The organism is Sphingopyxis sp. (assembly GCF_040216815.1).
Classification (GTDB): domain Bacteria; phylum Pseudomonadota; class Alphaproteobacteria; order Sphingomonadales; family Sphingomonadaceae; genus Sphingopyxis.
On record NZ_JAVJOJ010000005.1, the window covers coordinates 124,155 to 147,327 of the forward strand.

Annotated in this window: 17 protein-coding genes; 6 read left to right on the forward strand and 11 right to left on the reverse strand. The window is 64.9% G+C overall.

Annotated features, from left to right (window positions below):
- The first annotated feature begins 3 nt into the window (after window positions 1-3).
- A complete protein-coding gene (locus RIA72_RS08120) occupies window positions 4-483 on the forward strand; it encodes an Lrp/AsnC family transcriptional regulator (protein WP_037512420.1) in 480 nt (159 codons plus the stop codon).
- Window positions 484-505: 22 nt separating this feature from the next.
- Here the strand turns inward: RIA72_RS08120 and RIA72_RS08125 are convergent, their stop codons facing one another.
- From RIA72_RS08125 to RIA72_RS08145, 5 genes are all read right to left on the reverse strand, one after another.
- Entirely contained in the window at window positions 506-1,753 is a 1,248-nt protein-coding gene (locus tag RIA72_RS08125; protein WP_083455507.1) for an amidohydrolase family protein, read from the reverse strand.
- A 1-nt stretch (window position 1,754) separates the two neighbouring features.
- Window positions 1,755-3,170, reverse strand: coding sequence for an amidohydrolase (locus tag RIA72_RS08130; protein WP_053555669.1), 1,416 nt, complete (start codon window positions 3,168-3,170; stop codon window positions 1,755-1,757).
- Window positions 3,171-3,307: 137 nt separating this feature from the next.
- Window positions 3,308-6,403, reverse strand: a complete 3,096-nt coding sequence (locus RIA72_RS08135) for a TonB-dependent receptor plug domain-containing protein (protein WP_053555668.1) — start codon at window positions 6,401-6,403, stop codon at window positions 3,308-3,310.
- Window positions 6,404-6,581: 178 nt separating this feature from the next.
- On the reverse strand, window positions 6,582-7,043 hold the full coding sequence (locus RIA72_RS08140) for a RidA family protein (protein WP_350031719.1): 462 nt from the start codon (window positions 7,041-7,043) through the stop codon (window positions 6,582-6,584).
- Window positions 7,044-7,045: 2 nt separating this feature from the next.
- Window positions 7,046-8,332 (reverse strand): dicarboxylate/amino acid:cation symporter, encoded by a 1,287-nt coding sequence (locus RIA72_RS08145; protein ID WP_053555666.1) that lies wholly within the window; start codon window positions 8,330-8,332, stop codon window positions 7,046-7,048.
- A gap of 203 nt (window positions 8,333-8,535) precedes the next feature.
- On the opposite strand from RIA72_RS08145, the gene RIA72_RS08150 reads away from it, so the two are divergent.
- The 4 genes from RIA72_RS08150 to RIA72_RS08165 all read left to right on the forward strand — a co-directional run bounded on the left by RIA72_RS08150 (window position 8,536) and on the right by RIA72_RS08165 (window position 13,875).
- Window positions 8,536-10,335, forward strand: a complete 1,800-nt coding sequence (locus RIA72_RS08150) for an amidohydrolase family protein (protein WP_200905403.1) — start codon at window positions 8,536-8,538, stop codon at window positions 10,333-10,335.
- A gap of 255 nt (window positions 10,336-10,590) precedes the next feature.
- On the forward strand, window positions 10,591-11,469 hold the full coding sequence (locus tag RIA72_RS08155) for an MBL fold metallo-hydrolase (RefSeq protein ID WP_083455621.1): 879 nt from the start codon (window positions 10,591-10,593) through the stop codon (window positions 11,467-11,469).
- A 31-nt stretch (window positions 11,470-11,500) separates the two neighbouring features.
- Entirely contained in the window at window positions 11,501-13,081 is a 1,581-nt protein-coding gene (locus tag RIA72_RS08160) for a bifunctional protein tyrosine phosphatase family protein/NAD(P)/FAD-dependent oxidoreductase (protein WP_053555663.1), read from the forward strand.
- Window positions 13,078-13,875, forward strand: coding sequence for a sulfite exporter TauE/SafE family protein (locus RIA72_RS08165; protein WP_053556386.1), 798 nt, complete (start codon window positions 13,078-13,080; stop codon window positions 13,873-13,875). Before RIA72_RS08160 ends, RIA72_RS08165 begins: the two co-directional genes overlap by 4 nt.
- A 25-nt stretch (window positions 13,876-13,900) precedes the next feature.
- Here RIA72_RS08165 and RIA72_RS08170 read toward each other — a convergent pair whose 3' ends face one another.
- From RIA72_RS08170 to RIA72_RS08195, 6 genes are all read right to left on the reverse strand, one after another.
- Window positions 13,901-14,272, reverse strand: a complete 372-nt coding sequence (locus RIA72_RS08170; protein WP_053555662.1) for a copper-binding protein — start codon at window positions 14,270-14,272, stop codon at window positions 13,901-13,903.
- Entirely contained in the window at window positions 14,269-17,403 is a 3,135-nt protein-coding gene (locus RIA72_RS08175; protein ID WP_053555661.1) for an efflux RND transporter permease subunit, read from the reverse strand. The genes RIA72_RS08170 and RIA72_RS08175 overlap by 4 nt, the downstream gene beginning before the upstream one ends.
- Entirely contained in the window at window positions 17,400-18,632 is a 1,233-nt protein-coding gene (locus RIA72_RS08180) for an efflux RND transporter periplasmic adaptor subunit (RefSeq protein ID WP_053555660.1), read from the reverse strand. The genes RIA72_RS08175 and RIA72_RS08180 overlap by 4 nt, the downstream gene beginning before the upstream one ends.
- Window positions 18,629-19,855 carry a TolC family protein gene (locus RIA72_RS08185; RefSeq protein WP_053555659.1) on the reverse strand — a complete coding sequence of 409 codons (1,227 nt, stop codon included), beginning with the start codon at window positions 19,853-19,855 and terminating at the stop codon, window positions 18,629-18,631. Before RIA72_RS08185 ends, RIA72_RS08180 begins: the two co-directional genes overlap by 4 nt.
- A gap of 63 nt (window positions 19,856-19,918) precedes the next feature.
- Complete coding sequence (locus RIA72_RS08190) at window positions 19,919-20,185, reverse strand: hypothetical protein (protein ID WP_053555658.1); 267 nt, start codon at window positions 20,183-20,185, stop codon at window positions 19,919-19,921.
- Between the two features lie 63 nt (window positions 20,186-20,248).
- Window positions 20,249-20,608, reverse strand: coding sequence for a hypothetical protein (locus RIA72_RS08195; protein WP_053556385.1), 360 nt, complete (start codon window positions 20,606-20,608; stop codon window positions 20,249-20,251).
- Window positions 20,609-20,921: 313 nt separating this feature from the next.
- Here RIA72_RS08195 and RIA72_RS08200 point away from each other — a divergent pair, with 313 nt between their 5' ends.
- Entirely contained in the window at window positions 20,922-22,997 is a 2,076-nt protein-coding gene (locus RIA72_RS08200; RefSeq protein ID WP_067179796.1) for a TonB-dependent receptor, read from the forward strand.
- Window positions 22,998-23,173: the final 176 nt, after the last annotated feature.

The following is a 23,173-nucleotide window of genomic DNA, read 5'->3' on the forward strand; positions in this document are numbered from 1 at the left end:
ACCATGACCCGCGTTTCACTCGACGATGCCGACGTCCGGATTCTGGGATTTCTTCAGGAGGATGCGACGCTCTCGGTCGCGGCCGTCGCCGCCAAGGCCAATATGTCGCAGAATGCTTGCTGGCGGCGGATCAAGCGGCTCGAGGAAAGCGGAGTGATCTCGCGGCGCGTCACGATCCTCGACGCCAGTGCGCTCGGTCTCGACCTTACGGTCTTCGTGAGCCTGCGCGCTTCCGAGCATAGCGAAGCCTGGCTCGAGATGCTCAATTCGGCAATCCGCGATATTCCGGAGGTCGTCGAATTCTACCGCATGACCGGCGACGTCGACTATCTGCTCAAGCTCAGGGTCGAGAACATGGCCGCCTATGACGCGGTCTATCGGCGCATCATCCGTTCGATCCGGCTCACCGATGTAAGTTCGGCCTTCTCGATGGAAGAAATCAAGTTCACCACCGCGCTGCCGCTCACGGCGCGCCCGTCCTGACCTTCAGTACGGGCGCGGCGCGTCAGCGCGCGTAGCGCTTGCCGAGTTCGGTCGCGCGCGACGTCAGCGGCTGTTCCTTGCCCGCGATGAAGATCGCGGTCGGCTGGGTGAGCGGCTCGAGCGGATCGCCGTCCCAGATCACGATGTCTGCTGCCTTGCCGGGTGCGATCGAACCCATCTGGTCGGCGACGCCGAAGATGCGGGCGGGTGCGAGCGTGAGCGCCTCGATGCCTGCGGCATAGGGCAGCCCGCGCGATACGGCGAGGCCGGCATTATAGCGCATCTCGCGGACGCGGTGGCCGGCGTCGTTGCCGCCGATCGCAATCTCGACCCCCGCTGCCTTCAGGATCGACGCGTTCTGGAGCGAGGCACCGAGCATGTCGAAGTTCGCGGGGATGTTCGAGGTCGGATTGATGAGCACGGGGACCTTCGCCGCCGCGATTTCGTCGGCGACGCGCCAGGCTTCCTCGGCGCCGGACAGGATGATCTTGAGCTTGTAGTCGCGCGCCAGCTTCAGCACCTGCTGTATGTCGGCGGCGCGGTGGACGACGACGATAAGCGGCATCGTGCCAGCGAGCACGGGCTTCAGCGCCGCGACATCGGCCTGCGAGAGCTCGAACGGATATTCGTCGCGCGGCGCCTGACGCGCGAGATCGAAAATCTGGCGAAGCTGCACGAATTCCGCAGCGCGCGAGCCGCCGATGCGCGCGGCGCCGTCCTCGCCGAGTTCGAGCATCATGCCGACCCCGGGTCGATGGAGGATAGCCGCGCCCTCACCGAGCGAGATCAGCGCGGCCTTGCCCGCGAAGGGCAGTTCGCGTTCCTTCTCGCTGTCGTCATAGTCGGGCATCACGACCGCATGGGTGACGCCGCCGAGCCGCGCGATAGGTATGAGCGTCGACGCCGGGTTAAGCCCGTACTGGACGTCGAACGAGGCGCTAATCCCCGAATTATGCGTCTTGTTGTCGACCGAACCGTCGACCGAGCTGACCTCGAGGAGGCCGAGCGCGGTGTTCACCGCGATGAGCCCCGGAGTGACCGTCGCGCCCTTGGCGTCGATCGTGCGCACGCCTGACGGGACGGCGACATTTGCGCCGGCGGCAGCGATGCGCCCATCGCGCACGAGGACCGTGCCATTCTGGACCTCGCCGACGGGGCCGGGCGTCAGAAGATGCGCGTTGGTGATCGCGAAGGTCTGCGCTGCGACCGGTGAGGCGGTCGCAGCGAGGGCCAGGGCGATGCCTGTGAAAACTGGGAGCCGTCGTTGCATCTCATTCCTCCCCGACCGGTTGGCCGATTTCAAAATCGCTTCGGTAGCGCGTGGCGGGATCGCTCGTGTCGAGAACGAGCGCGCCGTCGATGAAGACCTTCTCGGCGATGGCGTAGACGCTGAACGGATTCTTGCTCCACAGCACGACGTCGGCCATCTTGCCCGGCTCGAGCGAGCCGGTCTTGTCGGCAATGCCCATGATCTTCGCGGGGTTGAGGGTGATCCACTTGATCGCCTCCTCCTGCGGAATGTCGATCCCCGCGCGGCGCCCGGCGGCGATCGCGACCGCACTTTCGACGTTGAGGCGCTGGATCAGTCGCTGCTCGTCCGAGTGGATCGCAACGCAGACGCCCGCCTTGCTCAGGATCGCGGCATTTTCCTCGATCGCGTCATAGGCTTCCATCTTGAAGCCCCAGCGCGTCGCCCAGGTCGCGACGCAGACATCGTCGGCGACGAGCAGGTCGGCGATCTTGTAAGCCTCGACCGCATGGTGAAAGGCGCGCGTCTTGTAACCGAACTCGTGGCCAACATCGAGCATCACCGCCATTTCGTCGGCGCGGTAGCAATGGTTCTGAACGAGGATGTCGCCCTTCAGCACGCCCGCAAGCGTTTCGAGCCCGAGGTCGCGCTTGGGCGCCTCGCCGCCTTCGCCGCGCGCGCGCTTCTTTTCATAGGCATCGACCTTGCGGCCATATTCGGCGGCGTCGATCCAGGCGCGGCGGAAGCCCGCGACTTCGCCCATGCGCGTGGCGGGGGCGCGGCCGCGGCTGCCGTAGCGACCTTTCGGATTCTCGCCGCAAGCCATTTTCAGCGTGTAGGGCGCGCCCGGGAATTTCATCTGCTGGACGGTCACCGCGGGTACATTCTTCACGCTCACGCCGCGGCCGCCGAAGAGGTTGGCCGAACCCGGCAGGATGAGCAGGCTGGTGACCCCGCCGGCGCGGGCCTTGGTAAATACGGGATCCTGCGGCCAGATCGAATGCTCGGCCCAGACATGCGCGGTATAGGGGTCGATATTCTCGTTGCCGTCGGCATGGCCCTGGACGCCGGGCGCCGGAAAGACCCCGAGGTGCGAATGGGCGTCGATGATGCCGGGGGTGACCCACTTGCCGCGCCCGTCGATGACGCGCGCGCCTAAGGGAACAGCGACATCGGCGCCGACCGCGATGATCTTGCCTGCGGCCATCAGCACCGTGCCATTGTCGATCCGGGTGCCGGTGCCGGTCAGGATCGAGGCGCCGACGATCGCCGTGTCGGCGGCGGGACGCGGTTGGTAGGTGCTCGCGAACGGTGCGGGCGCCGGCGCTGCCGCCGGTTCCGCGGGCGGCGGTGGCGTGTTGGCGGGGCGCGCCGAGGAGGCATCGGCGGCGCAGCCCGCGAGGAGCGCGAGCGTGGTGCCGAGAAGCGCGGCGCGCACCGCGCGGGGGGTGCGGGCCGGGGAGATGGTGTCGGAGAAATGTCGTGTCACGCCGGGATCACCTTGTGCGAAGGGATGGAATGGGCAGCAATCCGGCCGCCGCGCCGGGGGTGCGCGACGGCCGGACGGGAGGTGCGTCAGAAAGTCTTGCGGACGTTGACGTACCAGTAGCGCGGGATCGGCGAATGAAGCGAACCCATGTAGCCGAAGCCGCTCGAATCAATCGGCGGTTGCGCATTGGTAATGTTGCGAACTCCGACACGCAGTTGGGTTCCATCGGTGAACCCGCCTTTAAGGTCATACTGCACATACAGGCTCGCGGTGGTGTACGCCTTTACGATCAGGTTTTCTCCGCCGATCGAAATGTCGTTGTCGATGACGCTGCCGGTGTAGCTTACAAAGCCGCCAGCCGTGAATTGCCCAAGCTTCCAAGTAAGCGAGGCCGAGCCGCGCCATTTTGGGAAAGCGTCGCGGCGAACCTGATTACCGCCTTCCGGAATGACCGTGTCGATGTTGATGTCGCCCGCCGCGCGCGCATCGAGCAGGACCCGGATGTCAGGGGACACGTCGCGGAAATATTTGAGCAGATAGGCCGCGTTGGCGGACATGGTGAAATCGCCGATTCCCGTGTCGCGAAGCCCGACGTTGAGCCCGAAATCGATCCCGCGCACCGTCTGTGGTTCCAGGTTGCGATACTGGTCGTCGACATATTGCACCCGACCGACCGGTGCGATGCCAGTCCCGGCGAACAATGCGATATCGTCGGCCGTCGGCGCCAGGCGGACCACGGTGGGATCGCTCGACCCCTGAAGGCGGAGGAGATAATCGCTGATGAGCGCGTTGCCTTCGCCGAATACGCCGACGATGCCCTTCTGCTTGACCTGCCAATAGTCCACCGTGAAGGTGGTGCGGAGTCGGCCGGTATTGAAGGCCGGCGGCTGGAGCACAGTACCGATCGTCCAGGTGGTCGAGGTTTCCGGCTTCAGGTCGGGGTTGCCCGCGCGCCGTCCGGTGGTAACAAAACCTTGGGCGCAAGCGTCGAAGCTGGTGATGCGGCCCGCGCGCAAATCGGCCTCGCAGCGGATATAATCGGTCCGCGTATTGCCGCGTGTGATGATCGTTGCCTTGGTCTGCTCGAGGTTCGGCGCGCGGAAGCCTTGCGCCCACGAGCCGCGGATTCGCCAGCCATCGAAGAGGTCCCAAGCGGCGGCCACCTTGGGTTTCGCGATGCTGCCGAAATCCGAATAATGCTCGTAGCGGCCCGCCAGCTGTAGCTCGAGGCTGCGAATGAGCGGAACATTCATTTCGGGCGCGATCAGTGGCACGGCCAGTTCGGAGTAGGCAGCGAAAACCGTGCGCGAGCCCTTGGTGTCGGGGGTCGGGCTGACGCCGAACAAGTCGGATGGCTGGACAATACCGGTGACCGTGTCTGTCCAGGTGATTGTTCCGTCGACGCGCTCGTCGCGGTCGTCGAGATAGGAATCGCGACGCAGCTCAAAGCCAAGCGCCATGCCGACGTTGCCGGCGGGCAACGTCAGAAGATCGGCCTTCGATGCCCGAAAATCCCACTGCGCCAGCGTAGATTTGCCCGCGCGAACAGTCTTGATCGCGATAGCGTCGAGAGCGGCCTGATTGCTAGGTGTCGTGTCGGGACCGGTCGGATTGGTCGCGCTGCCGCCATTGAACGGATTATAGGCATCGGGCGTCGAGAGCGCGAGGCTTTGCTGGAGAAGCGTGGCGCTGATCCCATCCTGAACATCGCGGACCGTTGCTTGCGAATAGAGCGCCGCCGTCTCCCAGTTGAAACCGAGCGCCTCGCCGCGAAGCCCCAGCAATGCCCGGAACTGGCGGTTGGTGACATCGACGACGGTTGGTCCCATGTCCACAAAACGATAGCTTGTGATCGTCACCGGCAGGCCGGCGGCGGGCGCGTCGATCCCCGCGAGGCGGTTCGGGTTTAACGTGCCATTGGCGAAGGTTACGGGGCCAAAGGGGTTCCAGTAGTTGGACGCCGGCACCGTCATCTGGATCGAACCGATCGAGAAGACGCTGTCCTGGATGCTCCGCGTCTTGGCATAATAATAGCCGGCTTCGCCGAAGACGGTCAGATTGTCGCTGAGGTCATAGTGGCCGTTCGCGAACACGTTGACACGATCCAGCCGGGGAATAATCGAAAGCGGATAATTGGCTTGGGCGTCCCACCTTGTGTTGCGATCAGCGCCGGTCGTGGCACGCGTCGCATCATCGATACAGATCCCGCCCCCCAGATCGGCCGAGCAGCCGCCATTTGCTGTCGGCTGGATCGAAAACACCCCGCCCGTGGTCGTGATATTGGTCGTTCCGCGGCGTACGCGAACGCCGGTGGTGAAATTGCCCCACTGGGACAAAGTGCTGGTGTCGTCCAAGCTGTTCGAGCCAGCGAACACTGTCCCCGCGAAATCGTCGAAGAAGCGGTGATCGGATGTCGCGGTATAATCCTGGTCCTGTGAGGACAGCGCCGTGCGGTTGGTGTAGTTGAACAGCAGCGAAATATTGCCGCGATTCTCGGCGAAGTCGGTGCCGAGATAACCTGAGCCGTTGAATTCGCGCAGCCCCGTTCCCTCTGCTCCGCCATATTGGACCGACAAACCGCCGCCGTTCACATTGTCGCGAAGGATGGTGTTGACCACGCCCGCCACGGCGTCGGTGCCATAGAGGGCTGCCGCGCCGTCGCGGAGCACTTCGACGCGCTGGATACCGAAGACCGGGATTGAGTTGCTATTATAGGTGATGACCGGCGCCAGCGACGTGCTCGCCTGGCTGCTTGGGTGCTGCACAAGCCGGCGCCCGTTGAGCAGGACCAGCGTGTTGCCGACTCCCAGTCCGCGCAGATCGATGGACCCGACGTCGCCGCGCGCGAAATTGCTGCTCGTCTGACCATTGCTGCTGTTGAACGACTGGTCGCTCATTTGCGGGATCGACCGCAACAGTTCGTCGCCCGACACCGCAGCGGTCGCCGCAATCTCGTCCTCGCCGACCACGGTCACGGGCAAGGCTTCGGTGATCTTGGTGCCAGCGATGCGACTGCCGGTCACGACGATTTCTTCGCCGCGGGGAGCCGATTGCGGCTCGGTCGCGGCCTGGGTCTCCGCCGCCTGTTCCTGGGCGGCCGCGTTTTGTGCGGCGATCATTCCGATCAGCGATGCTGCGGCGAGAATATGCTTGCGGTAGTTCGAATATGTGCGGTTCGTCATGCCATGTCCCCTTGTTTCGACCCGATCGGCGCGTCGTCCTCCGTGCGGCGGATGGATTTCTCCCCATCTCGTCTCGCTATGACGCAAGTCATCGACGTATCCCCATCAACATTGGCGCAGAAAATTACAACCTTTTGCACTACAGCGAAATTTTCCAGTTTCCGCCTCCTGTCGCCGTTCAGGCCAGTTCGATCACCGCATCAACTTCTACCGCGAAGTTGAACGGCAGGCGGTAGACGCCGATCGCCGAGCGGGCATGTTTTCCGGCTTCGCCGAACACGTCGACGATGAGGTCCGAGCAGCCATTCATTACGGCCGGGATCTCGTAGAATTCGGGACCTGCCTGGACGTAACCGCCGAGCCGGAGAACGCGGGCAACGCGGTCGAGATCGCCGTCGGTGGCCGCCTTGAATTGCGCGATGAGATTGATCGCGCAGAGCCGCGCGGCGATGATGCCGTCGGCGAGGCTGCAGTCGGCGCCGATGGTGCCCTTGATCCCGCCGCTGGCATGGGTCGAGAGTTGGCCCGAGATCTGCACGATGTTGCCCGAGCGCGTCGACGACACATAGTTGGCGACCGGCGGACAGACCTCAGGCAGTTCGATCCCGAGGCTGGCGAGACGGCTTTCGATACGAGACATATTCACTCCTTGGTTGCGAGAGAGGGTAGTTGTTCGGTGGGTACGGGCTCGCCGGCAGCCGCTTCGCGCGCCATTCTGCGGCCTTCCCAGTGGTCGATGACCGCGGCAGCGACCGAATTGCCGACGACGTTGGTCGCCGAGCGGCCCATGTCGAGCAGATGGTCGACCGCGAGGATCAGGAGCAGCCCGGCCTCGGGCAGTTTGAAGTAGGCGAGTGTCGCCGAGATCACGACGAGCGAGGCACGCGGGACGCCCGCCATGCCTTTCGACGTCACCATGAGCAGGAGCAGCATGGTGATCTGCTGGCCGATGGTCATGTCGATGCCATAGGCCTGCGCGATGAAGAGCACGGCGAAGGTGCAATACATCATCGAGCCGTCGAGATTGAAGCTGTAGCCCAGCGGCAGGACGAAGGAGACGATGCGGCGGTTGACGCCCTGCTTCTCGAGCTCCTCCATCGTCTTCGGATAGGCGGCTTCCGAGCTGGCGGTCGAAAAGGCGAGGAGCACCGGAGTGCGGATGCCGCGGAACAGTCCGAAGGCGCGCGTGCCGATGATCGCGAGCGCGGCGAGGAAAAGCACAAGCCAGAGCGCGCCGAGCGAGAGATAGAAGCCCGAGACGAAGCCCGCATAGGTCACGAGGACGCCGGGGCCCTGCGTCGCGACGGTCGAGGCGAGCGCGGCGAAGATTGCGACCGGGGCGGTCTTCATCACGAAGCCGGTTACCTTGAGCATGATCGCGGCGACCTGCTCGACGAGGGCGAGCACGGCGGGAGCCTTGTCGTCGATGGCGGCCACCGCCGAGCCGACGAGGACCGAGAAGACGACGATCTGGAGGATCTCGTTCTCGGCCATCGCCTGGACGATCGATTGCGGGATGAGGTGGGTGACGAATTGCTTGAGCGAGAAGTCGCCGGTCGCGACGAGGCCTTCAGCGCCGGTCGTCGGCAGGTCGAGCGCGAGGCTCGCGCCCGGCTGGAGCAGGTGGACCATGACGAGCCCGATCGAGAGCGACACGATCGAGGCCCCGATGAACCAGCCCATCGTCTTCGCGCCGACGCGGCCGATCGCGGCGGCGTCTTCCATATGCGCGATCCCAGCAACGAGGGTCGCGAAGACGAGCGGCGCGATGATCATCTTGATGAGCCGCAGAAAGAGGTCGGTAAGGATCGAGAGATTGTCGGCGATTTCGGCGGCTCTTGCGGCCGGGTAATGCGAATTCACGAACCAGCCCGCCGCAATCCCGGCGACCATGGCGAAGATGAGGATGAAGGCGAAAGCTCTGTTCATGACTGTCCCGTTCCGGCTTCGCCCCGGCCGGGGCGTACAGGAAGCAGAGACGCAAGTGCGGCGCGGTTCCGCAGCAGCAATGCGGTCGACAAGCGCATATTGTTGCGACATGGCGGGCGCGGACCGAACAGGCTGGTGGGGATATCTACCGCCGCTGCGTCAAAGCAGGGCAGGGCGACAATCAGACAATCGAGGAGACGCGCGTGGCCAGTTTTCGGAAGATGATCGTAGCGGGAACGGCGCTCGCCGCCGGGCTTGGCTGGGCGAGCCAGTCGGTACTCGCCGAACCGGGCGGCGAGCTGGTCGCGATCACCGGCGCGACGATCTTCGATGCCACGGGCAAGGATCCCTATCGCGGCACCGTCGTCGTGCGGGGTGGCCGGATCGATGCGGTCGGAGCTGACGTCAAGGCTCCCAAGGGCGCGAAGATAGTGCGTGCCGACGGCAAGGCGCTGCTCCCGGGCTTCATCGACGTCCATACGCACTGGTCGCCGTCGGGCTCGCCCGCCGCGCTGCCGCAAATCGCCAACGCTTACCTCTCGAGCGGCGTGACGACCGTGAACGACTTCCACCAGCAGCCCGAAGCCTTCGCGCCGCGCCGCGCCTGGCTCGCCGACATCTACGCGCCGCACGTCAACTTCGTCGCGCGCATGAGCACGCCGGGCGGCCACGGCGCCGACTGGGGTGACACCAATACCACCAAATGGGTCGCGACCGCCGAGAGCGCGCGGCGCGAGGTGCAGGCGCTCCAGCCCTATCGCCCCGACTATATCAAGGCTTTCGCCGACGGCTGGCGCTACGGCCAGCTGCCCGAGGAAACCTCGATGAACGTCGAGACCCTCGCCGCACTCGCCGACGAGGCGCACAAGCATGGCCAGCGCGTGCTCACTCATACGGTGACCGTCGAACGCGGCAAGCTCGCCGCCGACGCCGGCATCGACGTGATCGCGCACAGCATCCAGGACGGCGTGCTCGATGCCGACGCGATCGCCCGGATCAAGAAGGCGGGCACCTTCTACGCCCCGACGCTCGCCATCTATCAGCTGAAGCCCGACGAGATCGGCCCCGGGCGCAAGGACGATGCCGCGACGCGCCTGCGCATTCGCAAATATGGCTTCGCCGAAGAGAATGTCCGCAATCTCCACGCGGCCGGCGTCACGATCGCGGTCGGGACCGACGCGGGGATCGGCGGTGCGAAGCACGGCGTCTCGACGCTCCAGGAAATGGAATTGCTCGTTGCGGCTGGCCTCACGCCGAAGGCGGCGCTGCTCGCGGGCACGTCGAATAGCGCGCTCGCGCTCGGACTTTCGGCCGACCGCGGCACGATCGAGAAGGGCAAGCGCGCCGATCTTGTGCTCATCGACGGCAAGCCGTGGGAAGCGATCGGCGATGTCGAGAAGATCGACCGTGTTTTCGTCGACGGCAAGCTCGTCCATGGCGCCGGGGTGAAGCTGCCCGCGGGCAACCTCGCCACGACGCTCCCGGCGTTGCCCGCTGAGGCGCTGATCGACGATTTCGAACGCGCCGATGGACGGAGCTCGCTCGACACGCTCCGCCTCACCGACATGGATGGCGGCGTCGAGCGTTCCTCGGTGGTCACCAACCGCGTGACCCACGCGGGCGGCGACGGCTCGGCGCTTGCCTTCGCGGTGCAGATGTCGCTCAAGGACAAGCCCGAGGGCGGCATCCTCGTGCCCTTGAGCCGTGGTTCGGTCCGTCCGGTCGATGCGCGCAAGTTCGCAGGCGTCCGGCTCGATATGCGCGGCGCCGGCCGCTATCTCCTCGTGGTCAACACGCTCGCAGGCGAATTCACCGCGCCGATCGAAGCGAAGGAAGGCTGGTCCGAGCTGCGCGTGCCCTTCTCCGCGCTCGTGGCGACGCGCCCCGGCCGCGGCGATGCGCCGTCCTGGCGCGGCGACGATCTCGTGCAGGTCGGTGTCGTCGTCCAGCGCGAGGCGGGCGCAAGTTCATGGGGCGAAATCGACAATCTTCGCTTTTACTGATTCCCGCGCGGCGCCGCTTACGGCGGTCTGCCGCAAAGCGAGCGATCCTTGCTCCATCCGTGTCAGACTCGGTTGGGCAATATAGGAGTGGGGTAAACTCGTTTCGTTGCGTCTCTTTCTATTGAGAGCGGATGCATTTGCTCAGAATCGCGCGTCCGCTGTTCCTGGAAGGAGTATTCGCTGATCATGGAGGAGGACCGGGCTGCATGGACTTTAGCAGCGGATGTCCCGCTCGCGGCTGCACGGCATCAGCTTATGTCGATAGCGAAAGATACGGCGGCGGTGCGCGGCTTCTTCGATCCCGAGACCTCGACGATCAGCTATTTGGTCCATGATCGGCGCACGAAGCGCGGCGCGGTAATCGACAGTGTGCTAGACTATGACGCAGCTGCCGGGCGTACCTCGACCGCCTCGGCCGAAGCGATCATGGAGTATGTCCGCGCCGAGGGCATCGCGATCGACTGGCTTTTGGAGACCCACGCGCATGCCGATCATCTCTCGGCAGCAGCTTGGATCAAGGAAAGGCTCGGCGGCGCGATCGCGATCGGCGAGCATATCCGGGACGTTCAGGCTGTGTTCGGCGACATCTTCAACGCCGGACCCGAATTTCGCCGTGATGGCTCGGATTTCGATCGTCTCTGGTCCGATGGCGACCGTTTCGCAATTGGCGAACTGCCAGTTACCGTGCTCCATGTTCCCGGTCATACGCCAGCTTGTGTTGCTTATGTGATCGGCGATGTGGTGTTCGTCGGCGACACGATGTTCATGCCCGATTACGGCTCGGCGCGCGCTGATTTTCCGGGCGGCGATGCTGTTTTTCTGTTCCGGTCGCTCCGCCGCATCCTTGAACTCCCCGGCGATACGCCGCTCTTCATGTGCCACGACTATCTGACCGCGGAGCGGCAGGAGCACCGCTGGCAAACGACCGTCGCCGAGCAGCGTGCCGCAAACGTCCACGCGCGCGACGGTATCTCCGAAGACGAGTTCGTCGCTCGCCGCCGCGCGCGCGATACCGAACTCGCGATGCCTCGGCTGCTGCTGCCTTCGATACAGGTCAATATGCGGGCGGGGCGCTTGCCGCCCGCGGAGGACAATGGCGTCGCCTATCTCAAGATACCGATCGATCGGCTGTGAGCGCCGACACCTTTCCCCGAATGGAGAAACAATGACCATCAGGAGCCTGACCCCAGCACTCAGCGTGTCGCCGCAGATCGACCCGGCCGATGTCGTCGCGCTCGCCGCGTCGGGGTTCCGCTCGATCGTCTGCAATCGCCCCGATGGCGAGGAAGCAGGGCAGCCGACGGCAGCGACGATCGCCGCTGCTGCAGAGGCGCACGGCCTTCGCTTCGTGCATATTCCCGTCATGTCGGGCGGGATCGATGAAGGCGATGTCGCCACAATGGCCCGAGCGCTCGCCGACCTCCCGGCGCCGGTTCTGGCCTATTGCCGCTCAGGCGCGCGCTCCGAGCAGCTTGCCGGTATGGCGTCGGCGCGCGGCGCCGATGGTAGTGTCGCGCATTATGATATCATCGTGATCGGTGGCGGCAGCGCGGGGATCGCGACCGCAGCGAGCATCCTGCGCCGCCGTCCCGGGGTGTCGATCGCGATCGTCGAGCCATGCGCGGATCATTATTACCAGCCCGGGTTCACGATGGTCGGCGGCGGCATTTTTGCGGCCGAGGCAACCCGGCGCGACGAAGCGGGGCTGATCCCAGCAGGCGCCGAATGGGTCCGCGGCGCGGCGGCATCCTTCGATCCCGCGAGCGACCGGGTGACGCTCGCCGATGGGCGCGTGCTCGGCTATCGCGCGCTCATCGTCTGTCCGGGGCTCAAGCTCGACTGGGACGCGATCCCAGGGCTCGCCGGAGCGCTCGGCGCGGACGGCGTAACGTCCAACTATCGATACGATCTTGCGCCCTATACCGACCGTCTGGTGCGCCGTTTTCGCGGCGGCCGTGCACTGTTCACCCAGCCGCCGATGCCGATCAAATGCGCGGGCGCCCCGCAGAAGGCGATGTATCTCTCGTGCCACCGCTGGGAGCGCGCCGGGTTGCTCGGGCAGGCCGAGGTGCAATTCCATACGGCGACGCCGTCGCTGTTCGGGGTCGCTGCCTATGTGCCTGCGCTCGAAGCCTATATCGCGCGCTACGCCGTCGATCTGCAGCTAGAATCGCGTCTCGTGTCGATCGACGGGCCGGCAAAAGTCGCGCTCTTCGAGCAGCGTCGCGGCGACGCCGTCCGCCGGGTCGAGGAACGCTTCGACATGATCCATGTCGTCCCGCCGCAGGTCGCCCCCGAATTTATCGCATCGAGCCCGCTCGCGGCGCCCTCCGGCTTCGTCGCGGTCGACGAGGCGACGCTCCGCCATAGTGTGTACGCCAATGTCTTCGCGCTCGGGGATGTCGCTGCAACCACCAACGCCAAGACCGCGGCCGCCGCGCGCAAACAGGCGCCTGTCGTGGCGCTCAACGCGCTCGCCGCGCTCGATGGCGCTCCGCCAGTGGCAGCTTATGACGGTTATGGGAGCTGCCCACTCACGGTCGAAGCAGGGAAGATCGTCCTCGCCGAATTCGGCTATGGCGGGAAATTGCTCCCGACCTTTCCCAAATGGATGATCGAGGGCACGCGGCCGTCGCGCATCTCCTGGCTGCTCAAGGAAAAGATTCTACCGCCGGTCTACTGGCACGGCATGCTGCGCGGCCGCGAGTGGCTCGCGGCGCCGGCGCCGATCGGTTCGGGGGCGTGACGCTCGACACGCTTCAATATCTGCTCGGCGGCCTGTCGGGCGGCATCGTCGGCTTCACCCTCGGCCTTGTCGGCGGTGGCGGCTCGATTCTCGCAGTGCCGCTGATGGTCTATCTCGTCGGGGTCGCGAGCCCGCATGTAGCGATCGGGACGAGCGCGCTCGCGGTTGCCGCCAACGCGGCCTCGGGGCTCGCGCAGCATGCACGCGCCGGGACGGTCAAATGGCGCTGCGGCTTTCTCTATGCGGGGAGCGGCATCGTCGGCGCGCTCGCAGGCTCGACCATCGGCAAGGCGATCGACGGGCAGAAACTGCTCTTCCTCTTCGCGTTGCTGATGCTCGTCGTAGGCGTGCTGATGCTGCGCGGGCGAGACAATCCCGGCATTGAGGGGGCCGCCTGCAATCGCCATAATGCGCCGAAAGTGCTCGGCTATGGTCTCGGCACCGGGGGCTTTTCGGGATTTTTCGGTATCGGCGGCGGGTTCCTGATCGTGCCTGGGCTGATCGCCTCTACGAAGATGCCGATCCTCAACGCGGTCGGCACCAGCCTCGTCGCGGTCACCGCCTTCGGGCTGACCACGGCGCTGAGCTATGCGGCGTCGGGATTGATCGACTGGCCGCTGGCCGCAGTCTTCATCGCCGGGGGACTCGCCGGCGGTATCGCCGGGACACGCGCCGCGCGTCAATTATCGAGCCGGGGGGCGCTGACCGCGATCTTCGCCGGCCTTATCTTCACGGTCGCAGCCTATATGCTCGTCAGGAGCGCGAGCGCTCTTTTCGCGACCGCGGGCGGTTGAGGTTCCTGCCGCCCGCCGCCACCTTCTATTTCATCTTTTCAATCCGCGTGATCGTTCCCGCCTTGCCGTTCCAGTCGAGCTCGAAACTCACCCGGTCTCCGACCGCCAGACCTTCCAGCAGCTTCTGCGGCGCGGCGAAGCCCATCGTCATCGCCGACCAATCGAGTTCGGCGATCGCGCCATGATCGAGGGTGACCTCCCCGGCCGCGGTGTCGATTGCGGTCACGCTTCCCGTGCCCTTGCCGTGCCTGGTTTCGGCCAGCATCGCCATGGCGCCGACATCCTTCGCGGGCGCGGCCGCGTCTTCGGCCGGTTTCGAGGTTTCGCCTTGCTGGCCGCAAGCGGCAAGTCCTGCGGTGAGCGCGAGGCCCAGCGCGAATGTGACAGATTTCTTCATGTCGCTTCTCCTTCGGGTTGAATGGGATTTGCCGCGCGTCTCCGCATGAGCAGATAGGCGGCGGGAATGATGAACATCGACAAGAGCGGCGCGGTGAGCATGCCGCCGACCATCGGCGCTGCGATCCGGCTCATCACCTCCGAACCCGTCCCGGTCCCGACGAGGATCGGGAACAAGCCGGCGAGGATGACTGCGACGGTCATCGCCTTGGGCCGCACGCGCAGCAGCGCACCGTCACGGACCGCGGCCTTGATGTCGCCGTCGTCGCGGGCGGCGAGCGCCTGCTTGAGATAGATAAGCATCACGACCCCGAACTCGGCGGCGACGCCGGCGAGCGCGATGAACCCGACCGCGCTCGCGACCGACTGGTTATAGCCGAGCAGATAGAGCAGCCACAGGCCGCCGGTGAGCGCGAAGGGCAAGCTTGCCATAATGAGTAAAGCCTCGTCCCAGCGGCGGAAGGTGAGATAGAGCAGGACTAAGATGATCGCGAGCGTGACCGGCACCACGATCTTCATCCGTTCGGTCGCGCGGACGAGGAACTCGAACTGTCCGGTGTAGGAGACGCTCACGCTGGGGGGCAGCTTGACGTCGCGCGCGATCACCTGCTGAATGTCCTGCACCAGCCCCTGCAGGTCGCGGCCGCGGCTGTCGACATAGATCCAGGTCACCGGACGTCCATTCTCGCTGCGCAGCATCGGCGGGCCGTCGCTCACCTTCACGCTGGTGACGGTGCCGAGCGTGATTTGCTGGCGCGACGGCGTCAGGATCGGCAGGCTAGCGAGTTCGCCGATACTGTCGCGCAGCTCGCGAGGATAGCGGACGCTGATCGGGTAGCGCGCGAGCCCCTCGACCGTCTGGCCGATCGTCTCGCCGCCGATCGCGCCGGAGACGATGGACTGCACGTCGGCGACATTGAGGCCGTAGCGCGCCGCCGCGGCGCGATCGATGTCGACGTCGATATAGCGCCCGCCGGTCAGCCGTTCGGCCAGCGCCGAGGCGACGCCGGGCACGGTCTTGACGACCGTTTCGATGCGTTTGGCGGTCTGGTCGATCGCCGCCAGATCCGATCCCGCGACCTTGATACCTACCGGGCTCTTGATCCCGGTCGCGAGCATATCGATGCGGTTGCGGATCGGGGGAATCCAGAAATTGGCGAGCCCCGGAACGCGGACCCGCGCATCGAGTTCCTCGACCAGCTTTTCCTCGGTCATGCCGGGACGCCATTGCTCTTTCGGTTTGAAGCGGATCGTCGTTTCGAACATCTCTAGGGGCGCCGGGTCGGTCGCGGTGTCGGCGCGCCCTGCCTTGCCGAACACGCTCTCGACCTCGGGCACCGTCTTGATCAGCCGATCGGTTTGCTGGAGCAGGCTCGACGCGCGCGCCGCTGAAATGCCGGGAAGCGCCGAGGGCATGTAGAGGAGGTCGCCTTCGCGCATCTGCGGCATGAACTCGCCGCCGATCTGGGTCATCGGCCACAGGCTGGTGGCGAAGACGAGGCCGGCGATCGCGAGCGCCTTTTTGGGGCGGGCCAGCACCCAGTCGAGTGCCGGCCGATAGGCGCGGGTCAGCCAGCGATTGATCGGATTGGCCTGTTCGGCGGGAATCCGGCCGCGGATCAGCCAGCCCATGAGTACCGGAACCAGCGTGATCGAGAGTATCGACGCCGCGGCCATCGCATAGGTTTTGGTGAAGGCGAGCGGCGCGAAGAGCCGCCCTTCCTGGCCCTCGAGCGTGAAGATCGGGATGAAAGAGAAGGTGATGATGAGAAGGCTGAGGAAGAGCGCCGGCCCAACTTCGGCGGCGGCGTCGGTGATCACGCGCCAGCGCTCGGCGGCCTTCAATTCCTTGCCCGGATCATCGCGCTCCCAATTTTCGAGATGCTTGTGGGCATTTTCGATCATCACCACCGCCGCGTCGACCATCGCGCCGACCGCGATCGCGATGCCGCCCAAGGACAATATATTGGCGTTAAGCCCCTGCAGCCGCATGACGATGAAGGCGATGAGGATGCCGAGCGGCAGCGTCAGGATGGCCACCAGCGCCGAGCGCGCGTGCCAGAGGAAGAGCGCGCAGACGAGCCCGACAATGATGAACTCCTCGACGAGCTTCGAGGTGAGATTGTCGACCGCGCGGTCGATCAGCCCCGAACGGTCATAGGTGGTGACGATCTCGACGCCGGGTGGCAGACTGCGCTTGAGCTCGGCGAGCTTGGTGCGGACGCCGTCGATAACCTCGCGGGCATTCTTGCCCTCTCGCATGACGATGACGCCGCCCGCGACCTCACCCTCGCCGTTGAGTTCGGCAATGCCGCGCCTTGCGTCAGGGCCGATCTGGACCGTTGCGACGTCGCCCACCGTAACCGGAATGCCGCCGCTTGCAGTGCGGAGAGGAACCGCGCGAAAGTCGTCGAGCGACTTCAGATAGCCGCTCGCGCGGACGATATATTCGGCTTCGGCGAGTTCGAGGCTGCCGCCGCCGCTTTCCTGGTTGGCGCGCTTGAGGGCGTCTGCCACCTCCGGCGCGGTCACCCCGAAGGCGGCGAGCTTCTGCGGATCGACGATGATCTGATATTGGCGCACCATGCCGCCGATGCTCGCGACCTCGGCGACGCCGGGGACCGATTTGAGTTCGAAGCGGAGGAACCAGTCCTGCAGGCTGCGCAGTTCGGCGAGATCGTGGCGGCCGCTCTTGTCGACCAGCGCATATTCATAGATCCAGCCGACCCCGGTTGCGTCGGGGCCGAGGCTCGCGCGTGCGCCCTCGGGGAGGCGGCTTTGCACCTGGCTCAGATATTCGAGGACGCGGCTGCGCGCCCAATAGGGATCGGTGCCGTCGTCGAATAGCACATAGACGAAGCTGTCGCCGACGAAGCTATAGCCGCGCACGACGCGCGCTCCGGGCACGGAGAGCATCGTCGTCGTGATCGGATAGGTGACCTGATCCTCGACGATCCGCGGTGCCTGGCCCGCATAAGTGGTGCGGATGATGACTTGAACGTCCGAGAGATCAGGCAGGGCATCGACCGGCGTCGTGCGGACCGCAGCGATCCCGAGCAGCGTCAGGATCAGTGCCGCCGCGACGACAAGGCCGCGCGCCGCGACCGAGGCGCGAATGATCTTCGCGATCATTGCGCAGGCTCCAGCGGGCGCACGGTGAGACCGGTCAGGCTCGCTTCGGAATCGAGCAGGAACTGACCCGACGCGACGACCTTCTCGCCGGGTGCGAGCCCCCGCAATATCTCGGTCTTGCCGCCGCCTTCGCGCCCAGCGACCACTTCGGCAGGATGATAGCGACCGTCGCCCTTCTCGAGCATCACGATGCTGCGCGTGCCGGTGCGGATCACCGCTTCGCTCGGCACCAGCAGCGCCGGTTTGGCATCGCCGCCGAGCGCTACCGCCGCGAACATTCCGGGGCGGAGACGCCCGCCGCGATTGGCGAGTTCAATGCGCACCGTCAGAGTCCGACTGTCGGCGGTCGTCGTCGGCAGGATCGCCACGACCCTGCCGGCGAAGCTCTCGCCGGGAAAGGCGGTAAGGGTCGCCGTCGCCCGCTGGCCGATGTTGACCAACCCGGCCTGCGCTTCGGGTAGCGCCGCGTTGAGCCATACCGTGCCGAGCCCCGAAATTTCGGCGAGCGTCTGCCCCGTGGCGAGCGTGACGCCCGCGCGCGCATTAAGTGTCTGGACGACGCCGCCGATCGGCGCGCGTACCGTCAGCCTGCCGCCGGTTCGTCCGGTCCGGTCGACCTCGGCAATCACCCCTTCGGGCATGCCCATCAGCCGCAGCCGCTGGCGTGCCGCTGAAGTGAGGTCGGGGCGTCCGAGTTTCTTGACGCTCAGATATTCGGTCTGGGCGCCGCCCCATTCGGGCAATTGCAGGTCGGCGATCGGCGTGCCGGCGCCGATGACGTCGCCGGGCGCGAGGCGATAGACGCGCTCGACGAAGCCGCCCGAGCGCGCCTGGACGATGGCGACGTCGCGCTGGTTGAAATCCACACTGCCATTGACGTCGAAGGTCGCCGCCAGACTGCCCATTTCGGCCGCGACGACGCGTATTCCGAGGCTCTGCCTCGCGGCCGGATCGACCGTGATGCCGGGGCCGGTGCCAGAACCGCCAGCCTCATCGGCATATTTAGGCTCGAGCTGCATATCCATGAAGGGCGACTTGCCGGGCTTGTCGAACTTCTGGTTCGGAAACATCGGGTCGTAATAATAGAGGATCTTGCGGCTGTCGGCGGGGGTTCCCCCCGGCGCATGGCTGTCCCCGCGCTGTCCCAGCCAATAGCCGCCGCCGCCCGCGATCAGCACCGCGGCCAGGATAGCGGCGCGCCACCGCGCCGCTGACGTCGCATCGGTCATCGCCCTGTCTCCCCATAAATGTAATTGATCCGGATCGCGTCGCGCGCGACCTCGGCTTCGCGCGCCAGCGCATCGACTTCGGCCTCCACCAGCGCGAGCGTCGACAGCAGCGCTGTCCCGAGGTCGAGCTTCCCGGCGGCGTAACTGGCGAGGTCGAGTTCAGCGCGCTTCTTGGCGAGCGGGACCAGCCGCGACCGTGCATTGCCAAGCTGCTCATGATGCATGCGATGGTCGGCGAGATCGGCATCGAGCGCCGCCGTGATGTCGCGCTTCGCGGCCTCGCGGTCGAGGCGCGCACGCGTCGCTTCGCTGGCTCGCGCCGCGATTTTCGGGTCCTGCCGCTTCTTCGAGAAGAAGGGCAGGTCGATGGTGACGCCGAGCGTGACGAGGTCGCCATAATTGGGCTCGCGACGTCCATAGGCCGCATTGACGCTCCAGTCGGGGCGCTTGTCGGCGCGCGCAAGACCCGTTTCGGCGTCGGCCGCCAACGTGCGGGCATCGAGCGCGCGCAGCCGCGGCAAGGCGTCGATGCCGGCGCGGAGCGTCGCCTCGTCGACCGTCGGCGGCGGCGGGTCACCCGCCGTGTCGGCGACGGGGTCGCCGGTGAAACGCGCGAGCTGTGCGCGGGCGCGGGCGATCTCGGCGGCGAGCGCGCTGCGGCGGTCGTTGATCGCGGCGCGAAGCTGATCGGGCTCCAGCGCTTGCGCCGGGCGCGCCGCGCCGCTCGCTAGTCGCGCCGTCACCGTTGCTTGCAAATCCCCGAGACCGGCGTCGAGCAGGTCGAGTTCCTTCAGCCGCTTCTTGGCATAGAAGAGATCGACCCAGGCAAGCGCAGTCGCGAGCCGGACGTCCTGCGCGGTAACTGCCTCGTCGGCGCGGGCGATTCCGATATCGGCCTGCGCGCGCGTCGCGCGTGCGCGTCGCTTGGCGGGGTTCGGGAAATCCTGGCTGACGCCGATGACCTGCATCGTGAAATCGTCGCGATTGAACCGGCCCGCATCGGGACCGGTTACCGGGAAATCCTGGATGGCGAGATTGAGCTTCGGGTCGGGAAGCCGGTCGGCGGCGATTGCCGCCGACCGCGCGGCATCGAGCCCGGCTTCTCGGGCTTGTAATTCGGGCGCTCGCGTTTCCGCCAGCCGAAGCGCATCATCGAGCGACATCGGTTCGGCGTGCAGGGCCGTGGGCAGCGCAAGCACGGCTGCCGCAAAGAAAAGGCGCATGATTTCCCCCTTTTTGGATCGGGCGAGGCCATCCCCGGCGCATAGGCGCCGGGGATGGAGATATTACGCCGCGGGGTGCGCCATGTGGCCGCCGGTCATTTTTTTCATGCAATCGGCCGGATCGGCCTTCATCATGTCGCAGTCGCAGTTGGCCATCTGGGCGGACTTGTCCTTCACCCAGACGCGGACCCGCGAGGTGGTATTGGACTTGTTCGGCCCCGGCACCTGGCGGGTCTGCCATTCATAATGGCCCCCCGGCGCTTCCTGTGCGAAAACGGGAGCGGCAAGCGTTGCGGCCGCGAGTGCGGCAAGAGCAAAAATAGGTTTCATGTCGAATTCCTCGGTTGAAAAGCTAGGAAAGGCGCGCCGGAAGCGCGGTTCGCCTTTTGCAATTCAGCCGAGGGATAGAGGTGGATCGGGTTCGGGGCCGAATGTTCTGCCAGCGAGCCGCCGGACAGGAAGCGGATCGAGCAAGCCTGGGACATGCGCTTTCGTTTCGAGCGGCATAGCCGGCGATACGACGGCGGGCGGAAGCGCGCAGCCCATCTTGGCAATGCAGTCGAGCGTGAGACCTTGGCAGGGCCTCTTGTCCTGCGACTTGTCGATGCCCATCATCTCCGCGCATTCGTCGCTCATTGCGGACGCGGTGATGGCCGTGTCGGGCATCGGCATCGCTGAAGCGAACGCCGCTTCCTGGGCCAAGAGACCCAGCAAGGCTCCGAGAAGGAGCAGGAGCGAGAAGCGGCGCTTCATGACGAAAGCATGATCCTTGGCGCATTCCGCGTCAACTTCATTCTGGCAAGCCGGACAAATCGGAGAGCCCAATTCCATCGGTCAAACGTTCTCTGTACCATTTTTTGAGGGATGGGGCGTTCTGGTGCGTAATCAATCTCAGTAGGGGATGTTGGGTGTTTGAACCCGGAAGCCGTAAACAGCGGTTTCCGGGCATGCATGTTTTTGTCCTCGACTTCCCCGAAACTCATTTGAGCTGCGCGACGGCGCAGTTCTTCGAAACAGGGGAAGCGTAGTGAACAATCTATACTGTTGCTCGTTAAAGAAGCGCACAATGCAGCGAACTTCGCTCGCGGCGATTGCGATGGCGTTCGCAATGCCTGTGCAGGCTCAGGAAGCCCAGTCGGAAGGCCTCGCGGAGATCATCGTAACGGCCGAGAAGCGCGAGGAAAATTTGCAGTCTGTTCCCGTCTCGGTCACAGCGATGACCGGCGAGGCGCTTACGGCAACGGGCATATCCAACGTCGAAGACCTGCAATTTTTCGTGCCGGGCGTGTCGATCACCAACGATTCCATGGCGATCATCAATATTCGTGGAATCGGCACCTCCGCGTTCGGCGTTGCGACCGATCCCAGCACGACGGTCCATTACGACGGTGTCTACATCTCGCGTCCGACGACGAGCTATCAGGATTTGTTCGACGTTGAACGCATCGAGGTTCTGCGCGGTCCGCAGGGCGTTCTCTTCGGTCGCAACTCCGCCGGCGGCACGCTCAACATCATCTCCAAGATGCCAACGGAGGATTTGACCGGCGCGCTGGGGCTCACAGTCGGAAATTATGAGAAGCGCTCGCTTAGTGGCACGATTTCGGGGCCGCTCGGAGCGGGCGTCCGAGGCCGTCTCACCTTGCTTGCCAACCAGCGTGACGGCATCTACCGCGACATCGTTTCGGGACGGCGATACCAGAATGAAGACAATCTCGCCGGACGACTGACGCTTGCGATCGACGCTAGCGACCGTCTTGAGATCGTGCTGCGGGCGGATGCCAGCCGCGATCGCGAGACTGGCGCACGGTCTGTCCGGCCCTTTTATCCGCAAGGCTTCATCGATGCGGGGGCGACGATCCCGGCCAATGACAAAGAAGCCGCGCTCGACCGCCTGCCGCGTTACGACGTCGATGCTTGGGGCGTGTCCTCGACGATGAACTGGGATGGTGGTCCGGTCACGATCCGCTCGATCACTGCGCTGCGCAAGAGCAAGGTCGTCCAGGCGCTCGATGTCGACTCGACCGACCTCTTCCTCCGCGATATCGAGTTTTTCGAACGCTCTCGCAGCTTCACGCAGGAGTTCCAACTGCTCAACAATGATGCAGACAAGCTGCGCTGGATCGTCGGAGCCTTCTATCTCAACGAAAAGGGCAATGACGAAATACGGATCATCGAACCGGGCCGTCGGCTCGCGATCCCGGAAAACAATACGACGAACGCTTTCGCGCTTTTCGGTCAAGCGAGCTACGAACTCATCGAGCGCCTCCGTTTGACCGGGGGGCTCCGTTATTCCTACGAGAAGAAGGATTTCGCATATCGGGTCTTGCTGAACGGAAACCAGGTCGATGCCGGCCAGCCCAGATCATCCTGGACCGCCTGGACTCCGAAAATCGGGATCGATTACGACGTTGCCGACGACGTCATGGTTTATGCGTCGGCAACCCGCGGGTTCAAATCGGGCGGATTCCAGCTGGGCGACGGGCGGCCCTTCCTCCCGGAATATATTTGGAGCTACGAAGTCGGCCTGAAATCGACGCTCCTCGATCGTCGGCTTCGAGCAAATGTTTCGGCCTTCTACTATGATTACACCAATCTTCAGGTGGTTGAGTATAACAATGGCGTTGCCAGTACCACCAACGCCGGCAAGGCGACGATCAAGGGGGTCGAGGCGGAACTGATGGCGCGGCCGTTCGATCGTCTGACGCTCACATCGACGATCGCTTATCTCGATGCTCGCTACGATGTCTATTTTGACGATGCCGGTGCAAGCCTCAAAGGCAAGCGGCTGCCCAACGCGCCCAAGTGGAACATCACTCTCGGCGGAGAATATAAGGCGTCCCTGGGCGGCGGAATGCTGACATTGCGGACCGACATCTCTTGGCGCGACAGCGTCTTTTTCAAGCCCAGCAACAATCCGCTCTTTTCCGGAAACGCCACGACTCTCGTCAACGGCCGTATCGCTTGGCAGCCAGCTAGCGAAGCGTGGGAAATTGCACTTTATGGCCGAAATCTGACCGACGAGCGATATGTGAGCTATAGTACGATCGGGACGGACGCCACCGGTGTCTCGAATCCGACCCTTCCGCTCTACATCTACGGCGAGCCGCGTCAGTACGGGCTGCAGCTGCGCTATTTCTTCTGAGGTTCCTCGTCTCGCGAGGTTCCCCGGCGGCTCCCCTACGGTCGTCGGTCCTCCCGGGCGCTAGCGCGCCCGGGAGGAATACCTCGCCTGAACGCAGGTCATGATACGTTCTCGTTCCACAGGGCGCCGTCGCGTGAACGGGTTGACTCACGCCGACAAGGGTCGGCGATATGCAA

Excerpts from the sequence above, each read along its gene's own strand:
- RIA72_RS08155 (WP_083455621.1), top strand. The coding sequence starts at position 10,591 with ATGTCGATAGCGAAAGATACGGCGGCGGTGCGCGGCTTCTTCGATCCC.
- RIA72_RS08195 (WP_053556385.1), bottom strand. The coding sequence starts at position 20,608 with ATGAAGCGCCGCTTCTCGCTCCTGCTCCTTCTCGGAGCCTTGCTGGGT.
- RIA72_RS08140 (WP_350031719.1), bottom strand. The coding sequence starts at position 7,043 with ATGTCTCGTATCGAAAGCCGTCTCGCCAGCCTCGGGATCGAACTGCCT.
- RIA72_RS08190 (WP_053555658.1), bottom strand. The coding sequence starts at position 20,185 with ATGAAACCTATTTTTGCTCTTGCCGCACTCGCGGCCGCAACGCTTGCC.
- RIA72_RS08135 (WP_053555668.1), bottom strand. The coding sequence starts at position 6,403 with ATGACGAACCGCACATATTCGAACTACCGCAAGCATATTCTCGCCGCA.
- RIA72_RS08120 (WP_037512420.1), top strand. The coding sequence starts at position 4 with ATGACCCGCGTTTCACTCGACGATGCCGACGTCCGGATTCTGGGATTT.
- RIA72_RS08170 (WP_053555662.1), bottom strand. The coding sequence starts at position 14,272 with ATGAAGAAATCTGTCACATTCGCGCTGGGCCTCGCGCTCACCGCAGGA.
- RIA72_RS08200 (WP_067179796.1), top strand. The coding sequence starts at position 20,922 with ATGCAGCGAACTTCGCTCGCGGCGATTGCGATGGCGTTCGCAATGCCT.
- RIA72_RS08160 (WP_053555663.1), top strand. The coding sequence starts at position 11,501 with ATGACCATCAGGAGCCTGACCCCAGCACTCAGCGTGTCGCCGCAGATC.
- RIA72_RS08180 (WP_053555660.1), bottom strand. The coding sequence starts at position 18,632 with ATGACCGATGCGACGTCAGCGGCGCGGTGGCGCGCCGCTATCCTGGCC.
- RIA72_RS08145 (WP_053555666.1), bottom strand. The coding sequence starts at position 8,332 with ATGAACAGAGCTTTCGCCTTCATCCTCATCTTCGCCATGGTCGCCGGG.
- RIA72_RS08175 (WP_053555661.1), bottom strand. The coding sequence starts at position 17,403 with ATGATCGCGAAGATCATTCGCGCCTCGGTCGCGGCGCGCGGCCTTGTC.
- RIA72_RS08125 (WP_083455507.1), bottom strand. The coding sequence starts at position 1,753 with ATGCAACGACGGCTCCCAGTTTTCACAGGCATCGCCCTGGCCCTCGCT.
- RIA72_RS08185 (WP_053555659.1), bottom strand. The coding sequence starts at position 19,855 with ATGCGCCTTTTCTTTGCGGCAGCCGTGCTTGCGCTGCCCACGGCCCTG.